The 19,212-nt window shown below is 61.0% G+C and carries 18 protein-coding genes; 7 read left to right on the forward strand and 11 right to left on the reverse strand.

The window, feature by feature from the left end; translation table 11 throughout:
• The 3 genes from ABJN75_RS06395 to ribH all read right to left on the reverse strand — a co-directional run.
• Positions 1–444 (reverse strand): MFS transporter (locus ABJN75_RS06395; protein WP_348437903.1); only part of this gene is annotated, 444 nt, incomplete at its 3' end.
• 5 nt (positions 445–449) lie between these two features.
• Complete coding sequence (gene nusB, locus ABJN75_RS06400) at positions 450–959, reverse strand: transcription antitermination factor NusB (RefSeq protein ID WP_348437958.1); 510 nt, start codon at positions 957–959, stop codon at positions 450–452.
• The gene (gene ribH, locus ABJN75_RS06405; RefSeq protein ID WP_348437905.1) at positions 959–1,414 is read right to left on the reverse strand and encodes a 6,7-dimethyl-8-ribityllumazine synthase; all 456 of its coding nucleotides are present in this window, start codon (positions 1,412–1,414) and stop codon (positions 959–961) included. The genes nusB and ribH overlap by 1 nt, the downstream gene beginning before the upstream one ends.
• A 260-nt stretch (positions 1,415–1,674) precedes the next feature.
• Between ribH and ABJN75_RS06410 the strand changes: the two genes are divergently transcribed.
• Together ABJN75_RS06410 and ABJN75_RS06415 are read left to right on the forward strand one after the other, a co-directional pair.
• Positions 1,675–2,388, forward strand: a complete 714-nt coding sequence (locus ABJN75_RS06410) for a DUF2161 family putative PD-(D/E)XK-type phosphodiesterase (protein ID WP_348437907.1) — start codon at positions 1,675–1,677, stop codon at positions 2,386–2,388.
• A gap of 135 nt (positions 2,389–2,523) precedes the next feature.
• Positions 2,524–3,930 carry an O-antigen ligase gene (locus ABJN75_RS06415; RefSeq protein ID WP_348437909.1) on the forward strand — a complete coding sequence of 469 codons (1,407 nt, stop codon included), beginning with the start codon at positions 2,524–2,526 and terminating at the stop codon, positions 3,928–3,930.
• 24 nt (positions 3,931–3,954) lie between these two features.
• On the opposite strand, the gene ABJN75_RS06420 is transcribed toward ABJN75_RS06415, so the two are convergent.
• The 7 genes from ABJN75_RS06420 to ABJN75_RS06450 all read right to left on the reverse strand — a co-directional run bounded on the left by ABJN75_RS06420 (position 3,955) and on the right by ABJN75_RS06450 (position 10,493).
• Positions 3,955–4,572: a riboflavin synthase gene (locus ABJN75_RS06420; RefSeq protein WP_348437911.1), complete on the reverse strand. Its 618-nt coding sequence runs from the start codon at positions 4,570–4,572 to the stop codon at positions 3,955–3,957.
• Positions 4,573–4,576: 4 nt separating this feature from the next.
• Positions 4,577–5,680 (reverse strand): bifunctional diaminohydroxyphosphoribosylaminopyrimidine deaminase/5-amino-6-(5-phosphoribosylamino)uracil reductase RibD, encoded by a 1,104-nt coding sequence (gene ribD, locus ABJN75_RS06425; RefSeq protein WP_348437913.1) that lies wholly within the window; start codon positions 5,678–5,680, stop codon positions 4,577–4,579.
• 4 nt (positions 5,681–5,684) lie between these two features.
• Entirely contained in the window at positions 5,685–6,167 is a 483-nt protein-coding gene (gene nrdR, locus ABJN75_RS06430) for a transcriptional regulator NrdR (RefSeq protein ID WP_348437915.1), read from the reverse strand.
• A 5-nt stretch (positions 6,168–6,172) separates the two neighbouring features.
• Positions 6,173–7,486: a serine hydroxymethyltransferase gene (glyA, locus tag ABJN75_RS06435; RefSeq protein ID WP_348437917.1), complete on the reverse strand. Its 1,314-nt coding sequence runs from the start codon at positions 7,484–7,486 to the stop codon at positions 6,173–6,175.
• Between the two features lie 248 nt (positions 7,487–7,734).
• Positions 7,735–9,006 carry a L,D-transpeptidase family protein gene (locus ABJN75_RS06440; protein ID WP_348437919.1) on the reverse strand — a complete coding sequence of 424 codons (1,272 nt, stop codon included), beginning with the start codon at positions 9,004–9,006 and terminating at the stop codon, positions 7,735–7,737.
• Positions 9,007–9,392: 386 nt separating this feature from the next.
• Positions 9,393–9,917: a MarR family winged helix-turn-helix transcriptional regulator gene (locus tag ABJN75_RS06445; protein WP_348437921.1), complete on the reverse strand. Its 525-nt coding sequence runs from the start codon at positions 9,915–9,917 to the stop codon at positions 9,393–9,395.
• 126 nt (positions 9,918–10,043) lie between these two features.
• Positions 10,044–10,493, reverse strand: a complete 450-nt coding sequence (locus tag ABJN75_RS06450) for a DUF6163 family protein (protein ID WP_348437923.1) — start codon at positions 10,491–10,493, stop codon at positions 10,044–10,046.
• A gap of 205 nt (positions 10,494–10,698) precedes the next feature.
• Between ABJN75_RS06450 and hemB the strand changes: the two genes are divergently transcribed.
• On the forward strand, positions 10,699–11,754 hold the full coding sequence (hemB, locus tag ABJN75_RS06455; protein ID WP_348437924.1) for a porphobilinogen synthase: 1,056 nt from the start codon (positions 10,699–10,701) through the stop codon (positions 11,752–11,754).
• Positions 11,755–11,868: 114 nt separating this feature from the next.
• Positions 11,869–12,339 (forward strand): RDD family protein, encoded by a 471-nt coding sequence (locus ABJN75_RS06460; RefSeq protein ID WP_348437926.1) that lies wholly within the window; start codon positions 11,869–11,871, stop codon positions 12,337–12,339.
• An 18-nt stretch (positions 12,340–12,357) separates the two neighbouring features.
• Here ABJN75_RS06460 and ABJN75_RS06465 read toward each other — a convergent pair whose 3' ends face one another.
• Positions 12,358–12,828: an Lrp/AsnC family transcriptional regulator gene (locus ABJN75_RS06465; RefSeq protein ID WP_348437928.1), complete on the reverse strand. Its 471-nt coding sequence runs from the start codon at positions 12,826–12,828 to the stop codon at positions 12,358–12,360.
• Between the two features lie 126 nt (positions 12,829–12,954).
• Between ABJN75_RS06465 and ABJN75_RS06470 the strand changes: the two genes are divergently transcribed.
• From ABJN75_RS06470 to ABJN75_RS06480, 3 genes are all read left to right on the forward strand, one after another.
• Positions 12,955–16,380, forward strand: coding sequence for an indolepyruvate ferredoxin oxidoreductase family protein (locus ABJN75_RS06470; protein ID WP_348437930.1), 3,426 nt, complete (start codon positions 12,955–12,957; stop codon positions 16,378–16,380).
• Between the two features lie 152 nt (positions 16,381–16,532).
• Positions 16,533–18,353: an SLC13 family permease gene (locus tag ABJN75_RS06475; RefSeq protein ID WP_348437931.1), complete on the forward strand. Its 1,821-nt coding sequence runs from the start codon at positions 16,533–16,535 to the stop codon at positions 18,351–18,353.
• Between the two features lie 19 nt (positions 18,354–18,372).
• Positions 18,373–19,122 carry an arginyltransferase gene (locus ABJN75_RS06480; RefSeq protein ID WP_348437933.1) on the forward strand — a complete coding sequence of 250 codons (750 nt, stop codon included), beginning with the start codon at positions 18,373–18,375 and terminating at the stop codon, positions 19,120–19,122.
• The last annotated feature ends 90 nt before the right edge of the window (positions 19,123–19,212 follow it).

Genomic DNA, 19,212 nt, shown 5'->3' on the forward strand with positions numbered 1-19,212 from the left:
CTGGGCCTTGAAATTGGATGGAGAGCCATCGGCCGCGGCAAAGCGGTATTGCTGCACAAACGAACCGCCCAGGCCGATAAAGGCCATTCCGAAGGCAAACAGCCAGAATTCATGCCGGAAAAGCGCGATCGCGGAAATGATGCCGCCGAGTGCGGTCATGACCATGCCGGACAGGAAGCCATGTCTGCGTCCGATCTGGCGCATCAACCAGGCGGCGGGAAGCGCACCGACGGCGACGCCGAGGTTGAATCCGGTCACCGGGGCGGTTGCGAGTGATTTGTCGGCGCCAAGCAGATAGAACCCGGCCAGGCCGCCCATGGAAATGGCGATCGGCGCTGCAGCTCCGCCAAAAGCCTGCGATGCTGACAGTAACAGCGCATTGCGCCGCGCCAGATTTTCGGCATCGGTGGCGCCGGCCAATCCGACCCTGTCGAGAAGCGCCATTCCTGTTAATCCTTGTCGGGTTTTGACTCACCGCGATATGTGCGCGCCAACCGGTCGAGAACCGCGTTGACGATCTTGGTCTCATCGCTTTCGAAGAAGGCGCGCGCCACATCGACATATTCATTGACGATCACGGCGACAGGAACATCCTTTTTGAAGGAGAGTTCCCATGCCCCTGCCCTGAGGATCGCCCGCAGCGTTGTATCGAGCCTGGAAAGCGGCCAGTCCTCGGTCAGGCTGGCGCGAATTGCCGGGTCAAGCGCCCGCTGGTTTTCCACCACTCCCGAAACAACCGCGCGGAACCAGGCCGCGTCAGCGGGCCGGTATTGCTCGCCATCAATCTCGCCGCCGAGTCGAAGGGCTTCATATTCCGCGACAACCTCAAGCACACCGGCACCGCCGATATCCATTTGGTAAAGCGCCTGGACGGCAGCCAGCCTGGCCGCGCCACGCTGGTTGGCAGCCTTGATTTCCGGCGATGCGGCCGGCGAGGAGTTTTTGTCAGCGTCCACGATCAACCCGCCAGCTTATCTTTCAGCGCGATCATTGTCAGCGCTGCGCGAGCCGCGAACCCGCCCTTGTCGAGCTTGTCCTTCTTGACCCGTTCCCAGGCCTGTTCCGCATTCTCGGTGGTCATGATGCCGTTGCCAAGCGCCAGCGATTCGGACACGGACAATGTCATCAGCCCACGCGCGGATTCATTCGAGACGATTTCGAAATGATATGTCTCGCCACGAATGACAACGCCCAGCGCGACGAACCCGTCATATTCGGTTCCACCCTCATCCATCGCGTCGAGCGCAATAGCGATGGCCGGCGGAATTTCCAGCGCGCCGGGCACGGTGACCACGTCACAGGTTGCTCCGGCAAGGTCCAGCGCGGACTTGGCGCCGTCAAGCAGAGCGTCGGACATGTCATCGTAAAAGCGGGCTTCAACGATCAGAAGATGCGGGGTCTTGGTCTTCGCCATGACGGCTTTCCTTCTTGCGGGTCGTGTTTGCCACGCGTCAAGGGTTCCAGAACGGAACCGGAAATTGGATCGGATCAGAGCGGGGGTCAAACCACTTTGTCCGCCGCTTGGCAAGCACAAATGGCCACCCGCCGCCCGGCAGCGGCCTTTTGTCCGCCCTCGCGAGCGGTTTGCAACCAGTATCGTCGTTCCAACGCGCATCCGCACATGCCGTATTGCGTGCCTTTCCGCAGCGCCGCGACTCCTCTAGACAGGCATTCATGCGCACACCCAAACCCAAGGAAACCGACCTCTACCTCCCCGTCAAAGCCCTGCTTGAAAGCCAGGGCTACACGGTCAAAGGCGAAATCGGCGCGGCGGACATCGTGGCTGTGCGCGACGGCGATGATCCTGTGGTGGTGGAACTCAAGACCGGATTTTCGCTTTCGCTGTTTCACCAGGGCATCGAACGGCAGGCCATCACCGACGCGGTTTATATCGCGGTGCCGCGCGGAACCGGGCGAGCCTTCCTGAAAGCGATCGCCGCCAACAAATCGCTGTGCCGGCGGTTGGGGCTTGGCTTGATGACGGTGCGGCTCAAGGACGGGCTGGTGGAGGTGCATGCGGATCCGGCGCCCTACAAGCCCCGCAAATCCGCAATCAAGAAAACGCGGCTGCTGCGGGAATTCGCTAAACGCACAGGCGACCCCAACGCCGGCGGCGCCACGCGGCAAGGGCTGATGACCGCGTACCGGCAGGATGCCTTGCGCTGCGCCCGTGTGCTTCGCGAGCTTGGCCCGACCAAGGCAGCGCAGGTGGCGAAGGCATCGGGCGTCGAGAAAGCCAGGGCGTTGATGGCCGACAATCATTACGGCTGGTTCGAGCGCGTCGAGACCGGGATTTATGGGCTTTGCGCCAAGGGAGCCGAGGCGCTGCTGACGCATGGCGATCCGGATCACGGATCCAGGCCTTCCGCTTGCGCCGGTCCTGATTGACGAAGCAGACGCTTTGGCTACATCGCCAGGTCTCCGGCACGGTTTCCGATGGCAAGGAAATGCCCGTGATCTTCACCGTTGATTAACCATAATTGCCGATGCTCGGAGCCTGACACCTCTCGCCCGGGCAATGGCATGCGCCACGTACCACCTTCTTTCTCCGGACAACCGGGGCATCCGGCATGGGCACCGCTGCAAAGCGGCCTGCAGTTGGCGCGTCCGGACATCTTGTCGCCCGGTGTCATTCGCGGATCGGCTATCATTTTGTCGGCACTTGGCCTGGCATTGATGCTGATTTCGCTGCGCCCATTCGTCGGCGCCAGCATGATCAGCGAAGCCGGAGTCGATGAAGGCAGTGCGCTCAACCAGTACGGGTTCCTGGCGGCGGGACTGATATTTGCATTGTCGGTGATGTGCCTGGCCAGCCGGCAGGCGCTCGTGAGACTGCTGACCCCGGGTTTCCTGTTGCTGGGCATGGTGCTCGTCTACAACGTCGTCACCTCGCCCGAGCCGATGCAGGCGTTGCGCGCGGTGGTGCTCACCGTGATCGGAATGTTCATCGCGTTTTCGGTCATGGTGCTGCCGCGCGGCGAGAAGGACTTCCAGACCGCCCTGATTGCCGCCACGCTTGCAACCCTTGCCCTGTCCTATGGCGGCCTGATTGCATTTCCCAATCTGGCGACGCATGGCTATGACGCTTATGAACCGCAGCATGCCGGGCTCTGGCGCGGCCACTTCAGTCACAAGAACATCGCCGGGCCGGTGATGTGCGTCATCGCTATTTTCGGTGTTTACCTGATCCGGTCCGGTCAACGCTTCATTGGATTGATCATATTTGCCGCCGGGGCGCTGTTCGTCGTCAACACCGGATCGAAAACCACCAGTGGCCTGTTTCCCGTGGCCATACTGATCGTCTTTTCAGCGACCATTTTCGGACGCTCGGCAGCGGCCATCCTCTTGACCGTGATGGCCATCGCCGGCACCTATGTCCTGACAATTGGATCGCTGTCACATCCGCGGATTTCCTATCTGATCCTAGATATTCTGGGTGACGAAACCTATACCGGCCGGACCACATTGTGGGAATTCAGCCTGTCGAAAATACCCGAAAAACCCTGGCTCGGCTACGGTCTCTACAATTTCTGGAGCACGGGCAATGTGCGCGGGCTCGAAAAACCATTCGAGGCGGCGTGGGATTACCGTTACATCATTCACGGCCACAACAATTACCTCGACATTCTGCTCAATCTCGGTGTTATCGGCGGCAGTGTGCTGTTCTGGGTCCTGTTTGTCGGCCCGATGTTCAACTACGCCCGGGCGCGGCGCATTCCCGGCAATCGCAAGCTTGCCGACATGTTTTTCATGATCATCGTTTTCATGAGTCTTTTGTCGTTTCTCGAGACCTTCTTTCTGGCCCGCAACGATCCGATCTGGCTGATGCATATCTTCGCGGTGCTCGGACTGCATCTGCTGGCGCGATTTGACATCTCCGCCGGATCGAATGCCTCGGCCGCGCCGCCCGGCCGCCGATTTATGGCCTGACGCATTCGGCTGGCATCCGGCGTTTCAGGTTTGAGGAGTGTTGAAGCCGGCAAGCCGCGCTGCGTAGCGCGCCATCTGATCGACCTCGAGATTGACATGATCGCCTACAGCCCGCGCCCCCCATGTGGTGACAGCAAGTGAATGCCGGATCAGAAGCACATCGAACTCGGCGCCATCAACCGCATTGACCGTCAACGATGTTCCATCAAGCGCCACCGAGCCCTTCGGCGCGATGAACCGGGACAATGCTTCCGGCGCGCGCATCCTAAACCGACGGGCTTCGCCCTCGTCCTTGATCGCGATGATTTCCGCCTGACCGTCGACATGCCCGGAGACCATGTGGCCACCCAGTTCGTCACCGATCCTGAGCGAGCGCTCGAGGTTGATGGGGCTTCCTACGGTCCAGTCGCCGATGGTTGTGAGCCGCAGCGCCTCCTCCCAGGCTTCGACCTCGAACCAGCGCGTATTGTCGCCCTGCTGGGCAAGAGCCGTCACAGTCAGGCAGACCCCGGAACAGGCGATGGACGCGCCGATATCGATGCCGGCGGGATCCCAGGCAGTCTCGATGCGCAGCCCGACGCCCTGATCGCGTTCGGTCACTGCGGCGACCCGGCCGATATCTGTGATGATGCCGGTAAACATGGTCTCAGACCCTTTCGTATTCATGCATCTGGTCGCTACCGTATGTCATGGATAGAACCGGTCGGAAAGACGGCGGCACGGTCAGAGGCGTGAGCGGTGCGTCGACAGCATCGCCATCGATATCCGCCTCGCCGGTCAACAGCACGATCCTGTCGACCAGGTCCTCTTCGAGAAAGGCCCGTGCGACCTCGGCGCCGCCTTCAACCAGAACCGTGGACAGCCCGCGCGCCGCCAGATCCTCGAGCAGTTCGGGCAATGCCAGGCGGCCGTGATGCGCATCGGAAGCGATGAATTTTACGCCGCATTCCACCAGTCCGGCGCGCGCCCGGTCATACTGGGCTGCGGCGGTGGCGATCCATAACGGCGCGTCGCGGGCCGATTTTACCAGGCGTGAACCGACCGGCAATCTGAGTTGCGTGTCGAGCACCAGGCGCACCGGAGAGCGGTCTTCAAGGCCGGGAAGCCGACAGGTCAATTCCGGATCGTCATTGATCGCCGTGCCGATGCCGATCAGAATCACATCCGCCAGGGCACGCATGGCATGAACCTGGCGGCGCGTGATCTCGCCGGTGATCGGAACCTGGACGCCGTCGCGCCGGCCGATTTTTCCGTTGGCGGAGATTGCGAGTTTGAGAGTGACGTGAACACGGTTTTTGGTCCGTCGCGTCAGATATCCGGCGAGATCGTACTCCGCCTCTGTTGCCAGCACGCCTTCCTCCACCTCTATACCCGCCGCACGCAAGATCGCGTAGCCGCGACCGGAGACCCGTTCATCAGGATCGGTCGCCGCCGCCACGACCCGCGAAACCCCGGCTGCGACCAGGGCTTCGGCGCAAGGCGGAGTGCGCCCGTGATGGGCGCAGGGCTCGAGTGTGACGTAAGCGGTTGCGCCGCGCGCCAGTTCACCTGCCTGGGCAAGCGCCTGCGGCTCGGCATGCGGGCGTCCGCCGATTGCGGTGATGCCGCGTCCGACAATGACCGGCGCGCCGTTGATCTCACGGACAATGAGTGTTGCCACCGAGGGATTGGAGCCGGTGCGCCCTTCATGCCAGCGGGCAAGACGGATCGCCGCCGCCATATATCGACGGTCAAGCGCGCTCACCGTCATGACATCAGATCTCCCCGACGGAACTGTCGCCGGCAATCCGCGCGGTCAATTCGGCGATTGTCCGCTCAAAATCCTCAGGCCCGGTGAAATCGCGGTAGACCGAGGCATACCGGACAAAGCCGACATCATCGAGCGCCTTGAGCGCCTCAAGCACCAAAAGGCCGATTTCGTCTGTCGCAATCTCGGTCTCGCCCGAACTTTCCAGGCGGCGGACTATGCCCGACACCGCGCGGTCGATGCGCTCGGGGTCGACCGGCCGCTTGCGAAGCGCGATCTGAAAGGATTTCGCCAGCTTGTCGCGATCAAACGGCACCCTCCGGCCGGTTTTCTTGAGCACCTGCAAGTCACGCAACTGGACCCGTTCGAAGGTGGTGAACCGGCCACCGCAATCGGGGCAAACCCGGCGGCGGCGGATCGCGGCGCCATCCTCGGCCGGCCGCGAATCCTTCACCTGACTGTCTTCAGAACCACAATAGGGACACCGCATCAGATCTATCCGAGATACGGGTAGAGCGGGAAACGGTCGGTGAGAGAGATCACCTTCGCCTTCACCGCGGCTTCAACCTTGGCGTTGCCCTCTTCCGAATTGGCCGATTTCAGGCCATCAAGGACTTCGGCGATCAGATTGCCGATCTCGGTGAATTCGTCGGCGCCGAAGCCGCGCGTGGTGCCGGCGGGCGTTCCGAGGCGGATACCGGACGTCACGAACGGCTTTTCCGGGTCAAACGGGATTCCGTTCTTGTTGCAGGTGATGTTGGCCCGGCCGAGCGCACCTTCCGCCTTCTTGCCGGTGGCGTTCTTGGGGCGCAGGTCAACCAGCATCAGATGGTTGTCGGTACCGCCGGAGACGATGTCAAGGCCGGTGCTTTTCAGGCTGGCGGCAAGCGTCTTGGCGTTGTCGGCGACGTTGTTGGCATAGGTCTTGAATTCCGGCGTCAGCGCTTCACCGAACGCCACGGCCTTGGCTGCGATGACATGCATCAGCGGACCGCCCTGAAGCCCCGGGAAGACGGCGGAATTGATCTTCTTGGCCATCGCCTCGTCATTGGTCAGGATCATGCCGCCGCGCGGGCCGCGGAGCGATTTGTGGGTGGTTGTGGTGGTCACATGCGCATGCGGCACCGGCGATGGGTGCACGCCGCCGGCGACCAGGCCGGCAATATGGGCCATGTCGACCATCAGCCAGGCGCCGACACTGTCGGCGATTTCGCGGAACCGCTTCCAGTCCCAGACGCGCGAATAGGCCGTGCCGCCGGCCAGGATCAGCTTCGGCTTGGTTTCGTGAGCCTGCTTTTCAATCGCATCCATGTCGAGCAGATGGTCATCTTCGCGCACACCGTAGGACACGACGTTGAACCATTTGCCGCTCATATTGACCGGCGAACCGTGGGTCAGATGACCGCCCGAATTGAGATCAAGACCCATGAAGGTGTCGCCGGGCTGCAGCAACGCCAGGAACACCGCCTGGTTCATCTGGCTGCCGGAATTGGGCTGGACGTTGGCGAAATTGCAACCAAACAGCTTCTTGGCGCGCTCGATGGCGAGTTCTTCGGCGATATCAACGAATTGGCAGCCGCCATAATAGCGCTTGCCCGGATAGCCCTCGGCATATTTGTTGGTCATGACCGAGCCTTGCGCTTCAAGCACGGCGCGCGACACGATGTTTTCAGACGCGATCAGTTCGATCTCGTGCCGCTGACGGCCGAGTTCGCTCTGGATCGAACCAAACACTTCCGGATCGGAGTCGGCCAAAGACCGATTGAAGAAGGCATCTGCGTAGCGGGCTGCAGAAGTCGCGTTGGACATGTTCCAGGTTCCTTGTATGGCTCGGGCTATTGCTCAGATCTGACGAAGCGCCTGCAGGATCTCGACGACGCCCCGGCAATCGGGCGATTCCGGAACGCAGCGTGTCGACCCGGCTGCGGTTATTTACCCGTGTCGCATGGCAAGGGCAATATCCGCAGTCGCGATTGCGTCATTGCGGCGCGCCAAACGACAAAGCCGCCCTTTGCGGGCGGCTTCATGTCAGGTCGACAACGTGTTGGATAGCGAACTCAGCGCAACGCCAGCTCTTCCACACCATCGCGCTGATAGACATCGTCGCGGAACTGCACGACGCCATCTTCGGACGCCCAGGCCGTGAAATAGGTGAAATATACCGGAACCGGCTCGGTCAGTTCGATGACCGTGTTTTCGCGTGAGGCGATGGTCGCCTCCATGGACTGACGATTCCAGCCCGGCGTGTCCCTGAGCAGCCAGGTGTTGAGATCACGCACGTTCTGGACGCGTACGCAGCCCGAGGATTCAAACCGCATAAGCTTGTTGAACACACCCTGCTGCGGCGTATCGTGCATATAGACGGCGTGCGGATTGTGGAAATTGATCTTGGTCGAGGACATGGCATTGCCCTTGCCCGGGTCCTGGCGGAACATCAGATTGGGAGCCTTTTCGGCATACCAGTCGATTGTCTCCGGCGCGACTTCATTGCCCTGCCCGTCAAACAGACGAATGTTGTTGCGCGTCAGATAGGTCGGATCCTTGCGCATCAACGGCACAATGTCCTTCTCGATGATCGAGCGCGGCGAAGTCCAGTAGGGATTGAGAATGATCTCGTGAATTTTCGAATTGAGGATCGGGGTCTGCCGGTCGATCTTGCCGACAATCGCGGTATGACGCAGCACCACGCTGCCATTTTCCACGGCCTCGATCTGCGCTGCCGGAATATTGACCATCACGTAACGGTCACCGAGAAAGCCCGACATCGAGCGCAATCGCACCAGATTGGTCTCGAGTTGCCCGAGGCGGACATCAGCTGACACATTCAGCGCCTGATAGGAGTAACTGCCCAATACACCATCTGGCGGCAGGCCGTGACGGGCCTGGAATTTCTTGACCGCTCCGTCGACATAGGAATCAAACTCATTGGAAAGTCCCGCATTGCGGTCCAGATCACCCGATGCAATCAGTCGCTGGCGCAGGATTCGCACTTCCGGATCGGACACACCCATCCGCAACTTCTTCGTTGCCGGCACCACCGGCCAGCCGCCGCGGGCGATCAAATCCTGATAGTCAAAAATCGCGCGTTCGACAAAGGCGATGGTATCGGCGCTGGCAATCGGATGCCGTGTCGCCGTCTCCGCCACCGAACGGGAACTCTGCGCATCGAATTGATCATCCCAGGCGCCGCGACGCGGAGAACTGATAATGTCCTCGATGGTCGATTGGGCAAAGGCTGGCGTGGCCACCATCGCCGCTGCCGCCATACCGGCCGCGCGGCCCATGAAGCGACGGCGGGAAACTTTGTCTAATCCGGTCGGCTTTGTCATTCGAATTCCACCATGCAATCTGTTCTGACGTTGAGTTGGTCAGCTTTTATACCAATACCAACGTTAAAATAATCGGACCAAAAGCGGTCCTTCAAGTCTGCCGCGTCACTTTTGTGTGAGCGCACAACAAGAGCAGGATTTGATGGATCCGTTCCTTGCTACGAGCCATAACCCTACCACAACCGCTTTCACGGCAATATGGCTAATTCATGTTCTGCTCCAGAACGTCGGCGACGTGAGCTATGTTCCGGGCGGCCCTGATTGGTCGTTTTTGCCTGATCTGGACTGAACGACTGCATGGATACACCGCCTTGATCGGTGCGGACACCAGAAAGGCGGCCGAGCCGAAGCCTGCCGCCTTTGTCAGGTCGAAATTTCCGCCGGTGCTACAGCCGGTAGAGAATCTGATCGTTCCAGAACCGGTCAAGGCGCTGCATCAGCTTGTTGAGTTCCTCGAACTCGCTGGCGCCAATGCCGCCGACCTGGGCGATCGAGTTGATGTGCCGGTCATAAAGTGCCGCCACGGTTTCGGCGATTTCTGTGCCGTGTTCGGTCAGGCTGATGCGCACTGCACGCCGGTCGACCCGCGAGCGCTGGTGATTGATATAGCCCAGATCAACCAGCTTCTTGAGATTGTAGGAAACATTGGAGCCGAGATAGTAGCCGCGGCTGCGCAATTCTCCGGCGGTCAGTTCGGAATTGCCGATATTGAACAGCAGCAGAGCCTGGATGGCATTGATATCGGTGCGATTGGCGCGGTCGAACTCATCCTTGATGACATCGAGCAGACGGCGATGAAGCCGTTCGACCAGCTGCAGCGATTCAAGATAGAGATCGCGCAAGCCTTCTGACGAGTCGTTCGCAGGAGCTGTTTTTCGCGCCGATGCAAGTGCGGAATTTGTATATGACATGATGACTGCCTCACTGTTTGTTATGGCGGCTTTTTGTTCCCGCCTTGAGACAGACCCTATCGAATACGCATAAAATTCTACTTAAAGTGCAAGCTTAACATGAGGTTACCTTTGGCACACCGCTGATCACAGTGAATCAGTTCTTACCAGCTTGGCATCCTGGCGTCGTTTGACGAACAGGGCGACGCGAAACCCTATATAAACCGAGATCACGACAGCGTGCGCAATGACCAGTAACGGGCGCTCACCGTACCAAAGCGGGAATGCCTTGTGCATGATGATCTCGGAGCCGGCCGCGACCACCCAGATCACCGGTCCCCAGGACACCTGCATCCACAGTCCGACCGCCGCCACCGGAAGCAGCACGGCGAGTGCCGCGGAGGCAAACTGCCAATAGGTCGGAAGCAGGTCAAACCGGGACATGCCGCCGTCGGAGTAGCCGATCAGCCGCCCCCAGTATTGCAGTCCGGCAACCAGACAGCTCAGCGCCACCAGCCGCACGAACAGCCGGAAGCTGGCTTCGAGAGCGCCGGTGCCCGCCTCGGGTGCAGTGCCGATCTGCAAAATCGCCATCATTGGCGGGTTCCTTTTCCGGGCGCAGCCAGAAAGCGCCGATCATCAAAGCACTGTCATACCCAAACCGCGCCTGACGACGCAAGCCCGCAGCCGAATTGCGCGCCCCTGCCCGCCGGCTTCTTGACCGCGGGGGGCTGTGCGGTTTAACCCATCTGGCGGAGTGCGCGCGCTGCCTGCGCGCGACTGAAGCTGAGGAAACGGACAGATGAGCGACACCGGCAAGAACACCGCCGCGGGACTGGCGGCGGCGGCTTCGATCAATGTCGACGAGATCACCGCCCACCGGCGCATGCGCCGTACAAGGGGGGCGGACTGGTCGCGGCGGCTGGTTCGCGAAACCCGGTTGACGGTGGATGACCTGATCTGGCCAATATTCATCGTTCCCGGCGCCAACATTGCCGAACCCATCGACGCCATGCCCGGCGTCAACCGGATGAGCGTCGACAAGGCGGTGGAAGCAGCCAGGATGGCGGCTGATCTCGGAATTCCCGCGCTTGCCACCTTCCCCAATGTGGAAATGGAAAAGCGCGACATGACCGGCTCGCATGCGCTCGATCCGGACAATCTGATCAACCAGGCCACCCGCGCCATCAAGCAGGCTGTGCCGGACATCGGCGTCATCACCGATGTGGCGCTCGACCCGTTCACCGATCACGGCCATGACGGCATTTTGCGCGACGGCGAGATCGTCAATGACGAAACCGTGCGGCAGATCGCTGCGGCGGCGGTGCATCAGGCCGACGCCGGCGCCGACATCATCTCGCCCTCGGACATGATGGACGGCCGCATCGGCGCGATCCGGCTGGCGCTCGACGCGGCCGGACACCAGAATGTGTCGATCATGTCCTATGCGACCAAATTCGCCTCGGCCTGCTATGGGCCCTACCGCGAGGCGATCGGCACCTCGGGGCTTTTGAAGGGCGACAAGCGCACCTATTACCTCGATCCGTCCAACGCCATGGAAGCTGTCCGCGACGCGGGGCTGGATGTCGAGGAAGGGGCGGACATGCTGATGGTCAAGCCCGGCCTGCCCTATCTCGATATCTGCCGGGCGCTGAAAGACACCTATGGCCTGCCGACCTTCGCCTACCAGGTGTCGGGCGAATATTCGATGATCAAGGCCGGCCACGCGGCGGGCTATATCGACGGCGAGCGGATCATGATGGAAAAGCTGCTGGCCTTCAAACGGGCCGGCTGCGACGGCATCCTGACCTATTTTGCGCCGGAAGCAGCCAGACTGATCGCCAAGGGTGGCGGCTGAGCGGACGGCGTTTGCGGGGCAAAACCGGCGGCAAAGCCTTTAACCGGGGCGTTTGAGTTCCTACATCTATTGGATGCGGGCCATTTGCCCACGACCCGACGACAGGAGAGCCCCGTGAGCCAACCATTCCCAGACAGCGCAGCCGAGCAGGCCACCGGTCGGTATGATGATATCGCACTTTATGACGGTGTTCGCACACGGCGCATCATGGCGTTTTTCATCGATTACGCCATCGTGCTGGCTCTGTGCGTGCCGGTGGCGGTGCTGGTGTTCTTCATCGGAATCTTCACCCTTGGCCTCGGCTTCTTTCTCTATCCGATCCTGTTCCTGCTGGTCGCCATTCCCTATATCGGCCTGTCGATGGGCGGACCGAACCAGGCCACGCCCGGCATGAGAATGATGAACATCCGCGTCGTCAGGCTTGACGGTCGTCCGGTCGACTTCATGCTCGCCGTCGTCCACGGGGTGCTGTTCTGGGCGCTTAACGCGGTGTTGACGCCCTTCATCCTGCTCGCCACGCTGGTGCTCGACCGCAAGCAGACAGTGCACGACTGGCTCTTGGGCACGGTGGTGGTGCGGGGGTAACCCGCTTCGGACATTGGATTATACCACCACCCGCGTCTCGTGCTTCAATTGCCGCAGGATCAGATTGGTCTTGACCATTGAAACGCCTTCCAGCGCAAACATGAACTCCTCCAGAAACGCGTTGTAGGCGCCAAGGTCGCGGCAGCGGACGCGCAAGTGATAGTCGGCGTCGCCGGTGGTGGCGAAACAGTCGAGGACTTCCGGTCGAGTCATCACGGCCTGAATGAAATTTTCGACATGGCCGGCCTGATGGCGCGAGAGCACCACATGCACCATGGCATGGAATGAGAGGCCAACGGCGTCGGGGTTGACCAACGCCGTGTAGCGCTCGATGACGCCGCCCTCCTCCAGCACTTTCACCCGTCGCCAGCAGGCGGATGCCGACATCGCGGCACGCCCGGCAAGATCCTGGTTGGAGATGCGGCCGTCTTCCTGCAGGGCATCGAGAATCTGGCGATCTCCCTGCTGAATTTCGATTTCTTCGGCCATTCTGGGAATTCCTTTCACTTATCGGATGAAATTTGGTAACATCTACCACCGTTGTGACGCAAACCGGTCATTCTGGCAAGTTTGACCAGTCCGTCCGGGTTAATATGGCGGGCAGAGGAGCTGCCCATGACATTTCACACCTTCCCCATGTCCAATTATGCGCTCAGCGACCGTTATGCGCTGCAATCCGGCCGGGTGTTCATGACCGGCACGCAGGCGCTGGTTCGGGCCGTGTTCGATCAGGCGCGCCGTGACCGTGAGGCGGGGCTCAACACCGGCGGGTTCGTGTCGGGCTATCGCGGCTCGCCGCTGGGCGGGCTCGACATGGAGTTGTGGCGGCAGAAGGCGCGGTTGGCGGAAGGCAGGATAGAGTTCCTGCCCGCGGTCAACGAGGATCTGGCGGCAACCGCGGTGCTCGGCTCGCAGCAGGTGGAGACCAATCCGAACCGCCATGTCGACGGGGTGTTCGGCCTCTGGTACGGCAAGGGACCCGGTGTTGATCGGGCCGGCGACGCGCTCAAGCACGGCAATGCCTATGGTTCATCGCCGCATGGCGGGGTGCTGGTGGTGGCGGGCGACGACCATGGCTGCGTCTCCTCGTCGATGCCGCACCAGTCGGATGTGGCGTTCATGGCCTGGTTCATGCCGACGCTCAATCCGGCCAGCGTGGCCGAATATCTCGAATTCGCCGAATACGGCTACGCGCTGTCGCGCTATTCGGGCATGTGGGTCGGCTTCAAGGCGATCTCTGAAACAGTGGAGGGTGCGAGTTCGTTTATACTGAAGCCCGACCGGGTGTTTGCCACGCCTGATTTCCAGCCGCCCTCCTCCGGCCTGCACTACCGCTGGCCGGATCTGCCCGGACCGCAGATCGAGGAACGGATGGAGGCCAAGAAGCACGCGGTGTTCGCCTTTGCCGGAGCCAACCCGATCGACCGGGCGATCTACGGCATTGATGGCGCGCGGTTCGGGTTCGTGACCACCGGCAAGGCGCATCTCGATCTGATGGAAGCGCTCAGGCTCCTGGGCCTTGACGAAGCGCGCTGCCGGGCGCTCGGCATCGACATCTACAAGGTCGGCATGGTCTGGCCGCTGGCGCGACGCGACGCACTCGGATTTGTCCGGGAAAAACGCGAAGTGGTGGTGATCGAGGAAAAACGCGGCATCATCGAAAGCCAGTTCAAGGAGTATTTTTATGACTGGCCCGGCGACAAGCCGCAGCGCATGGTCGGCAAGCATGACGAGACCGGGCGGCGGCTAATCCCGTGGACCGGTGAGCTGTCGCCCAAACAACTGGTTCCGCTGATCGCCACGCGGCTTGACGGCGTGTTTGGCGGCGAAGAGTTTGGCGCGCGGGCGGCCAAGATCGTTGCCGTGCCCCTGATCAGCCTGTCAGATCCCGGCGCAACGCGAACACCCTATTTCTGCTCCGGCTGCCCGCACAACTCCTCGACCAAGGTGCCGGAAGGCTCCAAGGCGCTGGCCGGGATCGGCTGCCATTTCATGGCCAGCTGGATGGACCGGGAAACCTCGTCACTGATCCAGATGGGCGGCGAAGGTGTCAACTGGGCGGCGTCGTCGCGGTTTACCGGCAACACCCACATCTTTCAGAATCTCGGTGAAGGCACCTGGTATCATTCGGGCTCGATGGCGATTCGCCAGGCGATCGCGGCGCAGGCCAACATCACCTACAAGATCCTTTACAATGACGCTGTCGCCATGACCGGCGGCCAACCGGTCGACGGGCCGGTCAGCGTCCAGGCGATTGCCCAGATCTGCCGCGCCGAGGGTGTCGAGCGCATCGCGCTGGTCTCCGATGACCCCGACAAGTTTTCAGCCGCCGATTTCCCGCGTGGAATCACCATTCATGGGCGCGGCGACATGTACGCCGTGCAGCGCGAACTTCGCGAAGTTCAAGGTGTTTCGATCCTGATTTACGAGCAGACCTGCGCCACCGAAAAACGCCGCCGGCGCAAGCGCGGCCAGTTGCCGGACCCGAAAAAATTCGCCTTCATCAACGAGCTGGTTTGCGAAGGCTGCGGCGATTGCTCGACCGAATCCAACTGCCTGAGCATTGAGCCCAGGGAAACAGAATTCGGCCGCAAACGGCAGATCAACCAGTCGAACTGTAACAAGGACATGTCCTGCCTCAACGGCTTCTGCCCGAGCTTCGTCACGGTTGAGGGTGCGGAACGGCGCAAGCCGAAGCCGGCGGCTTTCGATATCGACACACTGATGAAGACAGTCCCGCTGCCCGCACTGCCGGCGCTCAATCAACCATTCAACCTGCTGGTCACCGGGGTTGGCGGCACCGGCGTGGTCACGGTCGGCCAGTTGATCTCGATGGCGGCGCATCTCGAGGGCAAGGGCGCCAGCATTCTCGATTTCACCGGCTTCGCGCAGAAATTCGGCGCGGTACTGAGTTTCGTTCGGATCGGCAGCGATCCGGATCAGATCAATCAGGTGCGAATCGACGCGGGCAGCGCAGACGCGGTGATCGGCTGCGACATCGTTGTCTCGTCCTCGCCGAAAGCCTCGGGCACCTACCGGCACGGCACTGCGATCGCACTTAACACTGCTGCGATGCCGACAGGCGATCTGGTGCTCAAACGCGACGCTGACCTCAATATCGGCGGTCGCATATCGGCCATCGAAGCCGCCGTCGGCGCTGACCATGTGGCCGCGTTCGACGCCAATTCAACCTCCGAAGCGCTGTTTGGCGATGCGGTGTTCGCCAATGTGATGATGCTCGGCTTCGCCTGGCAGCGCGGACTGGCGCCGGTGTCGCTGGAGCCGTTGATGCGGGCAATCGAGCTCAACAATGTCGCGGTCGACACCAACAAGCTGGCCTTTGCCTGCGGCCGCTTGATGGCGGCAGATCCGGCGGCGCTGGCCACGCATCTTGCTGCAAGAACTGATATCGCCACCTCGTTTGAAGAAATCGTCGCACGGCGCGCCGAGTTTCTTGAGGGCTACCAAAATGCCGCCTGGGCAGAACGCTACAAGGCACGCATGGCCGGCTTCGCCGGCAAAATGCCGCTCGCGCGCCGGGACGCGCTTTCATCCGCCGCCGCCAAATCGCTGTTCAAACTGATGTCCTACAAGGATGAATATGAAGTGGCACGGCTGCACAGCGATCCGGCGTTCCTCAAGAGCATCACCGACCGCTTCGAGGGTGATTTCAGGATCACGCTTCACCTTGCCCCACCGCTGCTCGGAGGCGGAACCGACGCGCGCGGCCGCCCGCTGAAACGGGAGTTCGGACCGGTGATCCGGCCGCTTTTTGCCGTTCTTGCCCGAATCAAGGGCTTGCGCGGGACCGTTTTTGATCCCTTCGGGCATAGCGCCGAGCGGAAAATGGAACGCCAGTTGATCGGCTGGTTCGAGACGCTGATGGCAAGGTGCGAACGGGACATCACAGAAGCTACCGCCAATGTCTGGGCGCAAATTCTTGCCGCCCCGATGGAAATCCGCGGTTATGGCCCGGTCAAACACGCGGCTGTCCTGAAGACCAGGGCGAAGGTGGAATCCTTGCTGTCGGATCTCGGTTAGCCCCAATGCCGGATTCAGGTTTCCTATATCGGCACGGATTGCTGCCTGGCGTTGCGCGGCAAATCGCGCACCGGGAAAATTCGTCCTAGGCGCGAGAGCCGGCAACGGCGTAAAGTGGCGTTACATTCGCGCCAAGGGGTCGCCACGCATACATGCCCGATTATCATCTCATTGCGACATTCGCTCTCATCGTGGCAACCATCATCGCCTATGCGTCCGAACGCTGGGCGATGGAGACCGTGTCGCTGGTTTCGCTAGCTGCCGTTCTGGTAATATTTGGCATTGTCCCCTATTCCGGCGCGGGAGGCGAAGAGCTGAAGGCTGAGCGCCTGCTGGCAGGATTTTCCAATCCGGCGCTGATTACCGTTATCGCGCTTTTGATCGTCGGCCAGGGGCTGTTTGCCACCGACGCCATGGAAGCGCCAGCGCGTAAACTAGGGAAAATGGGCGGATCGGCGACGTTCCGGCCAATCCTTTTCATCCTCGTTGGCGCGGCGGTGATCTCGGCATTCCTGAACAACACGCCGGTGGTGGTCATCTTCATCCCGATTCTGGTGGTGATCGCCGCGCAGCGATCAATCTCGGCGAGCCGGGTGTTCATTCCGCTGTCCTTCATCACCATACTGGGCGGCATGACCACGCTGATCGGATCCTCAACCAACCTCTTGGTTGCGGGCGTGGCCCGGGATTACGGCTTCGATGTCGGCTTTTTCGACATCACCGGCATGGGTATGATTCTGGCGATTGTCGGTGGTGCCTATGTGCTGGGCGTATTGCCGCGGCTCTTGCCCGAGCGTCAGGCCGAACTTTCAGCGGTCGCCAAGTCCGGCGCCCAGTTCATCGGTGAAATCACGCTCACCCGGGATCACCCCTTTGTCGGCATATCGGCGAGGGCCGGCATGTTTCCCGGTCTCGGCGATCTGACGTTGCGGCTGCTGCAGCGCCGCGACGTTCCGGTCCTGCCGCCATTTGAGGATCTCATCCTGTCGACCGGCGACACACTGGTGGTGAGTGGCACCCGGCGGGCGTTTTCCAAGGCGCTGGCGCGCGGGCGCGCCGGATTGAAAGCAGATGACGTCGCTTCCGAAGAGACCGCCAGCGACCATCCGCCCGGCCCGGATTATCATCTTGCTGAAGCGGTGATCTCGCCCGGATCGCGCTATGCCGGCCGCACCATCCAGTTGTCCGGCCTAAGGCCGCAATTCGGCATTTCCGTGCTGGGGGTGCAACGCAAAAGCCGGATGGCGCGCTCGGCCATGTCCGATATACGGCTTGAACCCGGAGACACGCTGCTGATCGGCGGGCCGATGGACGCGATGACGCTGCTGAGGGGCAATCATGACCTGTTGCTGCTCGAACACTCCGCCGAAGCCGTGCCGCAATCGCGCAAGGCGCGCATCGCGGTTGCGATCTTCGCCGGCATTGTCCTGCTTTCGGCCTTCTCGATCGTTCCGATCGTTGTGGCGGCCGTTTGTGGCGCGGTTCTAATGCTGCTGACCGGCTGCCTGTCTATCCTGCAGGCGGCGCGCGCCTTTGACCGGCAGATCTTCCTGCTGGTCGGTTCTTCGGTGGCGCTTGCGACCGCGCTTGAGGCAACCGGTGGCGCGGCGCTGATTGCGTCAAGCTCGCTCGCTCTGATGCAGGGCGCTTCACCGGCTGTGATTCTCTCCGGCCTGTTCCTGGTGATGGCGGTGCTGACGAACATATTGTCCAACAACGCCACCGCGGTGCTATTCACTCCGATTGCTCTCGGGATCGCCAAGGGCATGGGAGCTCCGCCGGAACCGTTCATCGCGGCGGTGATTTTCGCCGCCAATTCGTCCTTCGCGACGCCGATAGGATACCAGACCAATTTGCTGGTGATGGGCCCGGGGCACTACCGGTTCAGCGATTTTTTGCGCGCCGGAACCCCGCTTGTGATCATCATCTGGTTGACCTTTTCGTTACTTGCGCCATGGTATTACGGACTTTGAACCATATCGAACCCAAGGCATGATGAACAAACCCGTCAATTCTCCGCAGTTTTTTCTGACCGCGCCATCGGAATGTCCCTATCTTGAGGGACATAGCGAACGGAAGGTCTTCACCCATCTGGTGGGAGAAAAAGCGCCGGAACTGAATGATCTGCTGACGCAGGGCGGGTTCCGACGGTCGCAGAACATTGCCTATCGTCCAGCCTGCGAAAACTGCCGCGCCTGCATTTCTGTGCGCATTCTCGCAGCCGAGTTCGAGCCGACGCGGTCGATGCGTCGGAATCTCGCCACGAACAGCGACCTGATCGCCACTGAATATCACGCCGAACCATCGAGCGAGCAGTTCAAGCTTTTCCGCCGCTACCTCGACAGCCGTCACCAGCGCGGCGGCATGGCCGACATGAGCATCGGCGATTATGCGATGATGGTGGAAGATTCGCATGTCGACACCCGAATCATCGAATACCGCAGGAAGACCGAGGGTGACGGGTTGCAGGAAACACCTGTTGGTGAGTTGATCGCGGTGGCGTTGACCGACTGGATGGGCGATGGCCTGTCGATGGTCTATTCCTTTTACGAAACCGAGGAAACCGCCCGCTCTCTCGGCACCTACATGATCCTTGATCACATCGACCGGGCCAAGGCGCTGGGTCTGCCACACGTCTATCTTGGCTATTGGGTCAAGGGATCGCGCAAGATGGAATACAAGACGCGGTTCCTGCCACAGGAACACCTGATGGCCCAGGGCTGGCAGCGTTTCCAGCCTTAGCGGCCGCGACCTGCCTGCCTGCCAGGCATGGCGCCGGTCTTTGCCGCATCCGTCTCCAAAACATCCTTATCACTGTCAACAAGGCCGCTT

Origin of the sequence: Hoeflea sp., assembly GCF_039975035.1 — a bacterium.
Lineage (GTDB): Bacteria > Pseudomonadota > Alphaproteobacteria > Rhizobiales > Rhizobiaceae > Hoeflea.

Excerpts from the sequence above, each read along its gene's own strand:
- ribH (WP_348437905.1), bottom strand. The coding sequence starts at position 1,414 with ATGGCGAAGACCAAGACCCCGCATCTTCTGATCGTTGAAGCCCGCTTT.
- ABJN75_RS06410 (WP_348437907.1), top strand. The coding sequence starts at position 1,675 with ATGCGCACACCCAAACCCAAGGAAACCGACCTCTACCTCCCCGTCAAA.
- ABJN75_RS06415 (WP_348437909.1), top strand. The coding sequence starts at position 2,524 with ATGCGCCACGTACCACCTTCTTTCTCCGGACAACCGGGGCATCCGGCA.
- ABJN75_RS06420 (WP_348437911.1), bottom strand. The coding sequence starts at position 4,572 with ATGTTTACCGGCATCATCACAGATATCGGCCGGGTCGCCGCAGTGACC.
- ribD (WP_348437913.1), bottom strand. The coding sequence starts at position 5,680 with ATGACGGTGAGCGCGCTTGACCGTCGATATATGGCGGCGGCGATCCGT.
- nrdR (WP_348437915.1), bottom strand. The coding sequence starts at position 6,167 with ATGCGGTGTCCCTATTGTGGTTCTGAAGACAGTCAGGTGAAGGATTCG.
- glyA (WP_348437917.1), bottom strand. The coding sequence starts at position 7,486 with ATGTCCAACGCGACTTCTGCAGCCCGCTACGCAGATGCCTTCTTCAAT.
- ABJN75_RS06440 (WP_348437919.1), bottom strand. The coding sequence starts at position 9,006 with ATGACAAAGCCGACCGGATTAGACAAAGTTTCCCGCCGTCGCTTCATG.
- ABJN75_RS06445 (WP_348437921.1), bottom strand. The coding sequence starts at position 9,917 with ATGTCATATACAAATTCCGCACTTGCATCGGCGCGAAAAACAGCTCCT.
- ABJN75_RS06450 (WP_348437923.1), bottom strand. The coding sequence starts at position 10,493 with ATGATGGCGATTTTGCAGATCGGCACTGCACCCGAGGCGGGCACCGGC.
- hemB (WP_348437924.1), top strand. The coding sequence starts at position 10,699 with ATGAGCGACACCGGCAAGAACACCGCCGCGGGACTGGCGGCGGCGGCT.
- ABJN75_RS06465 (WP_348437928.1), bottom strand. The coding sequence starts at position 12,828 with ATGGCCGAAGAAATCGAAATTCAGCAGGGAGATCGCCAGATTCTCGAT.
- ABJN75_RS06470 (WP_348437930.1), top strand. The coding sequence starts at position 12,955 with ATGACATTTCACACCTTCCCCATGTCCAATTATGCGCTCAGCGACCGT.
- ABJN75_RS06475 (WP_348437931.1), top strand. The coding sequence starts at position 16,533 with ATGCCCGATTATCATCTCATTGCGACATTCGCTCTCATCGTGGCAACC.
- ABJN75_RS06480 (WP_348437933.1), top strand. The coding sequence starts at position 18,373 with ATGATGAACAAACCCGTCAATTCTCCGCAGTTTTTTCTGACCGCGCCA.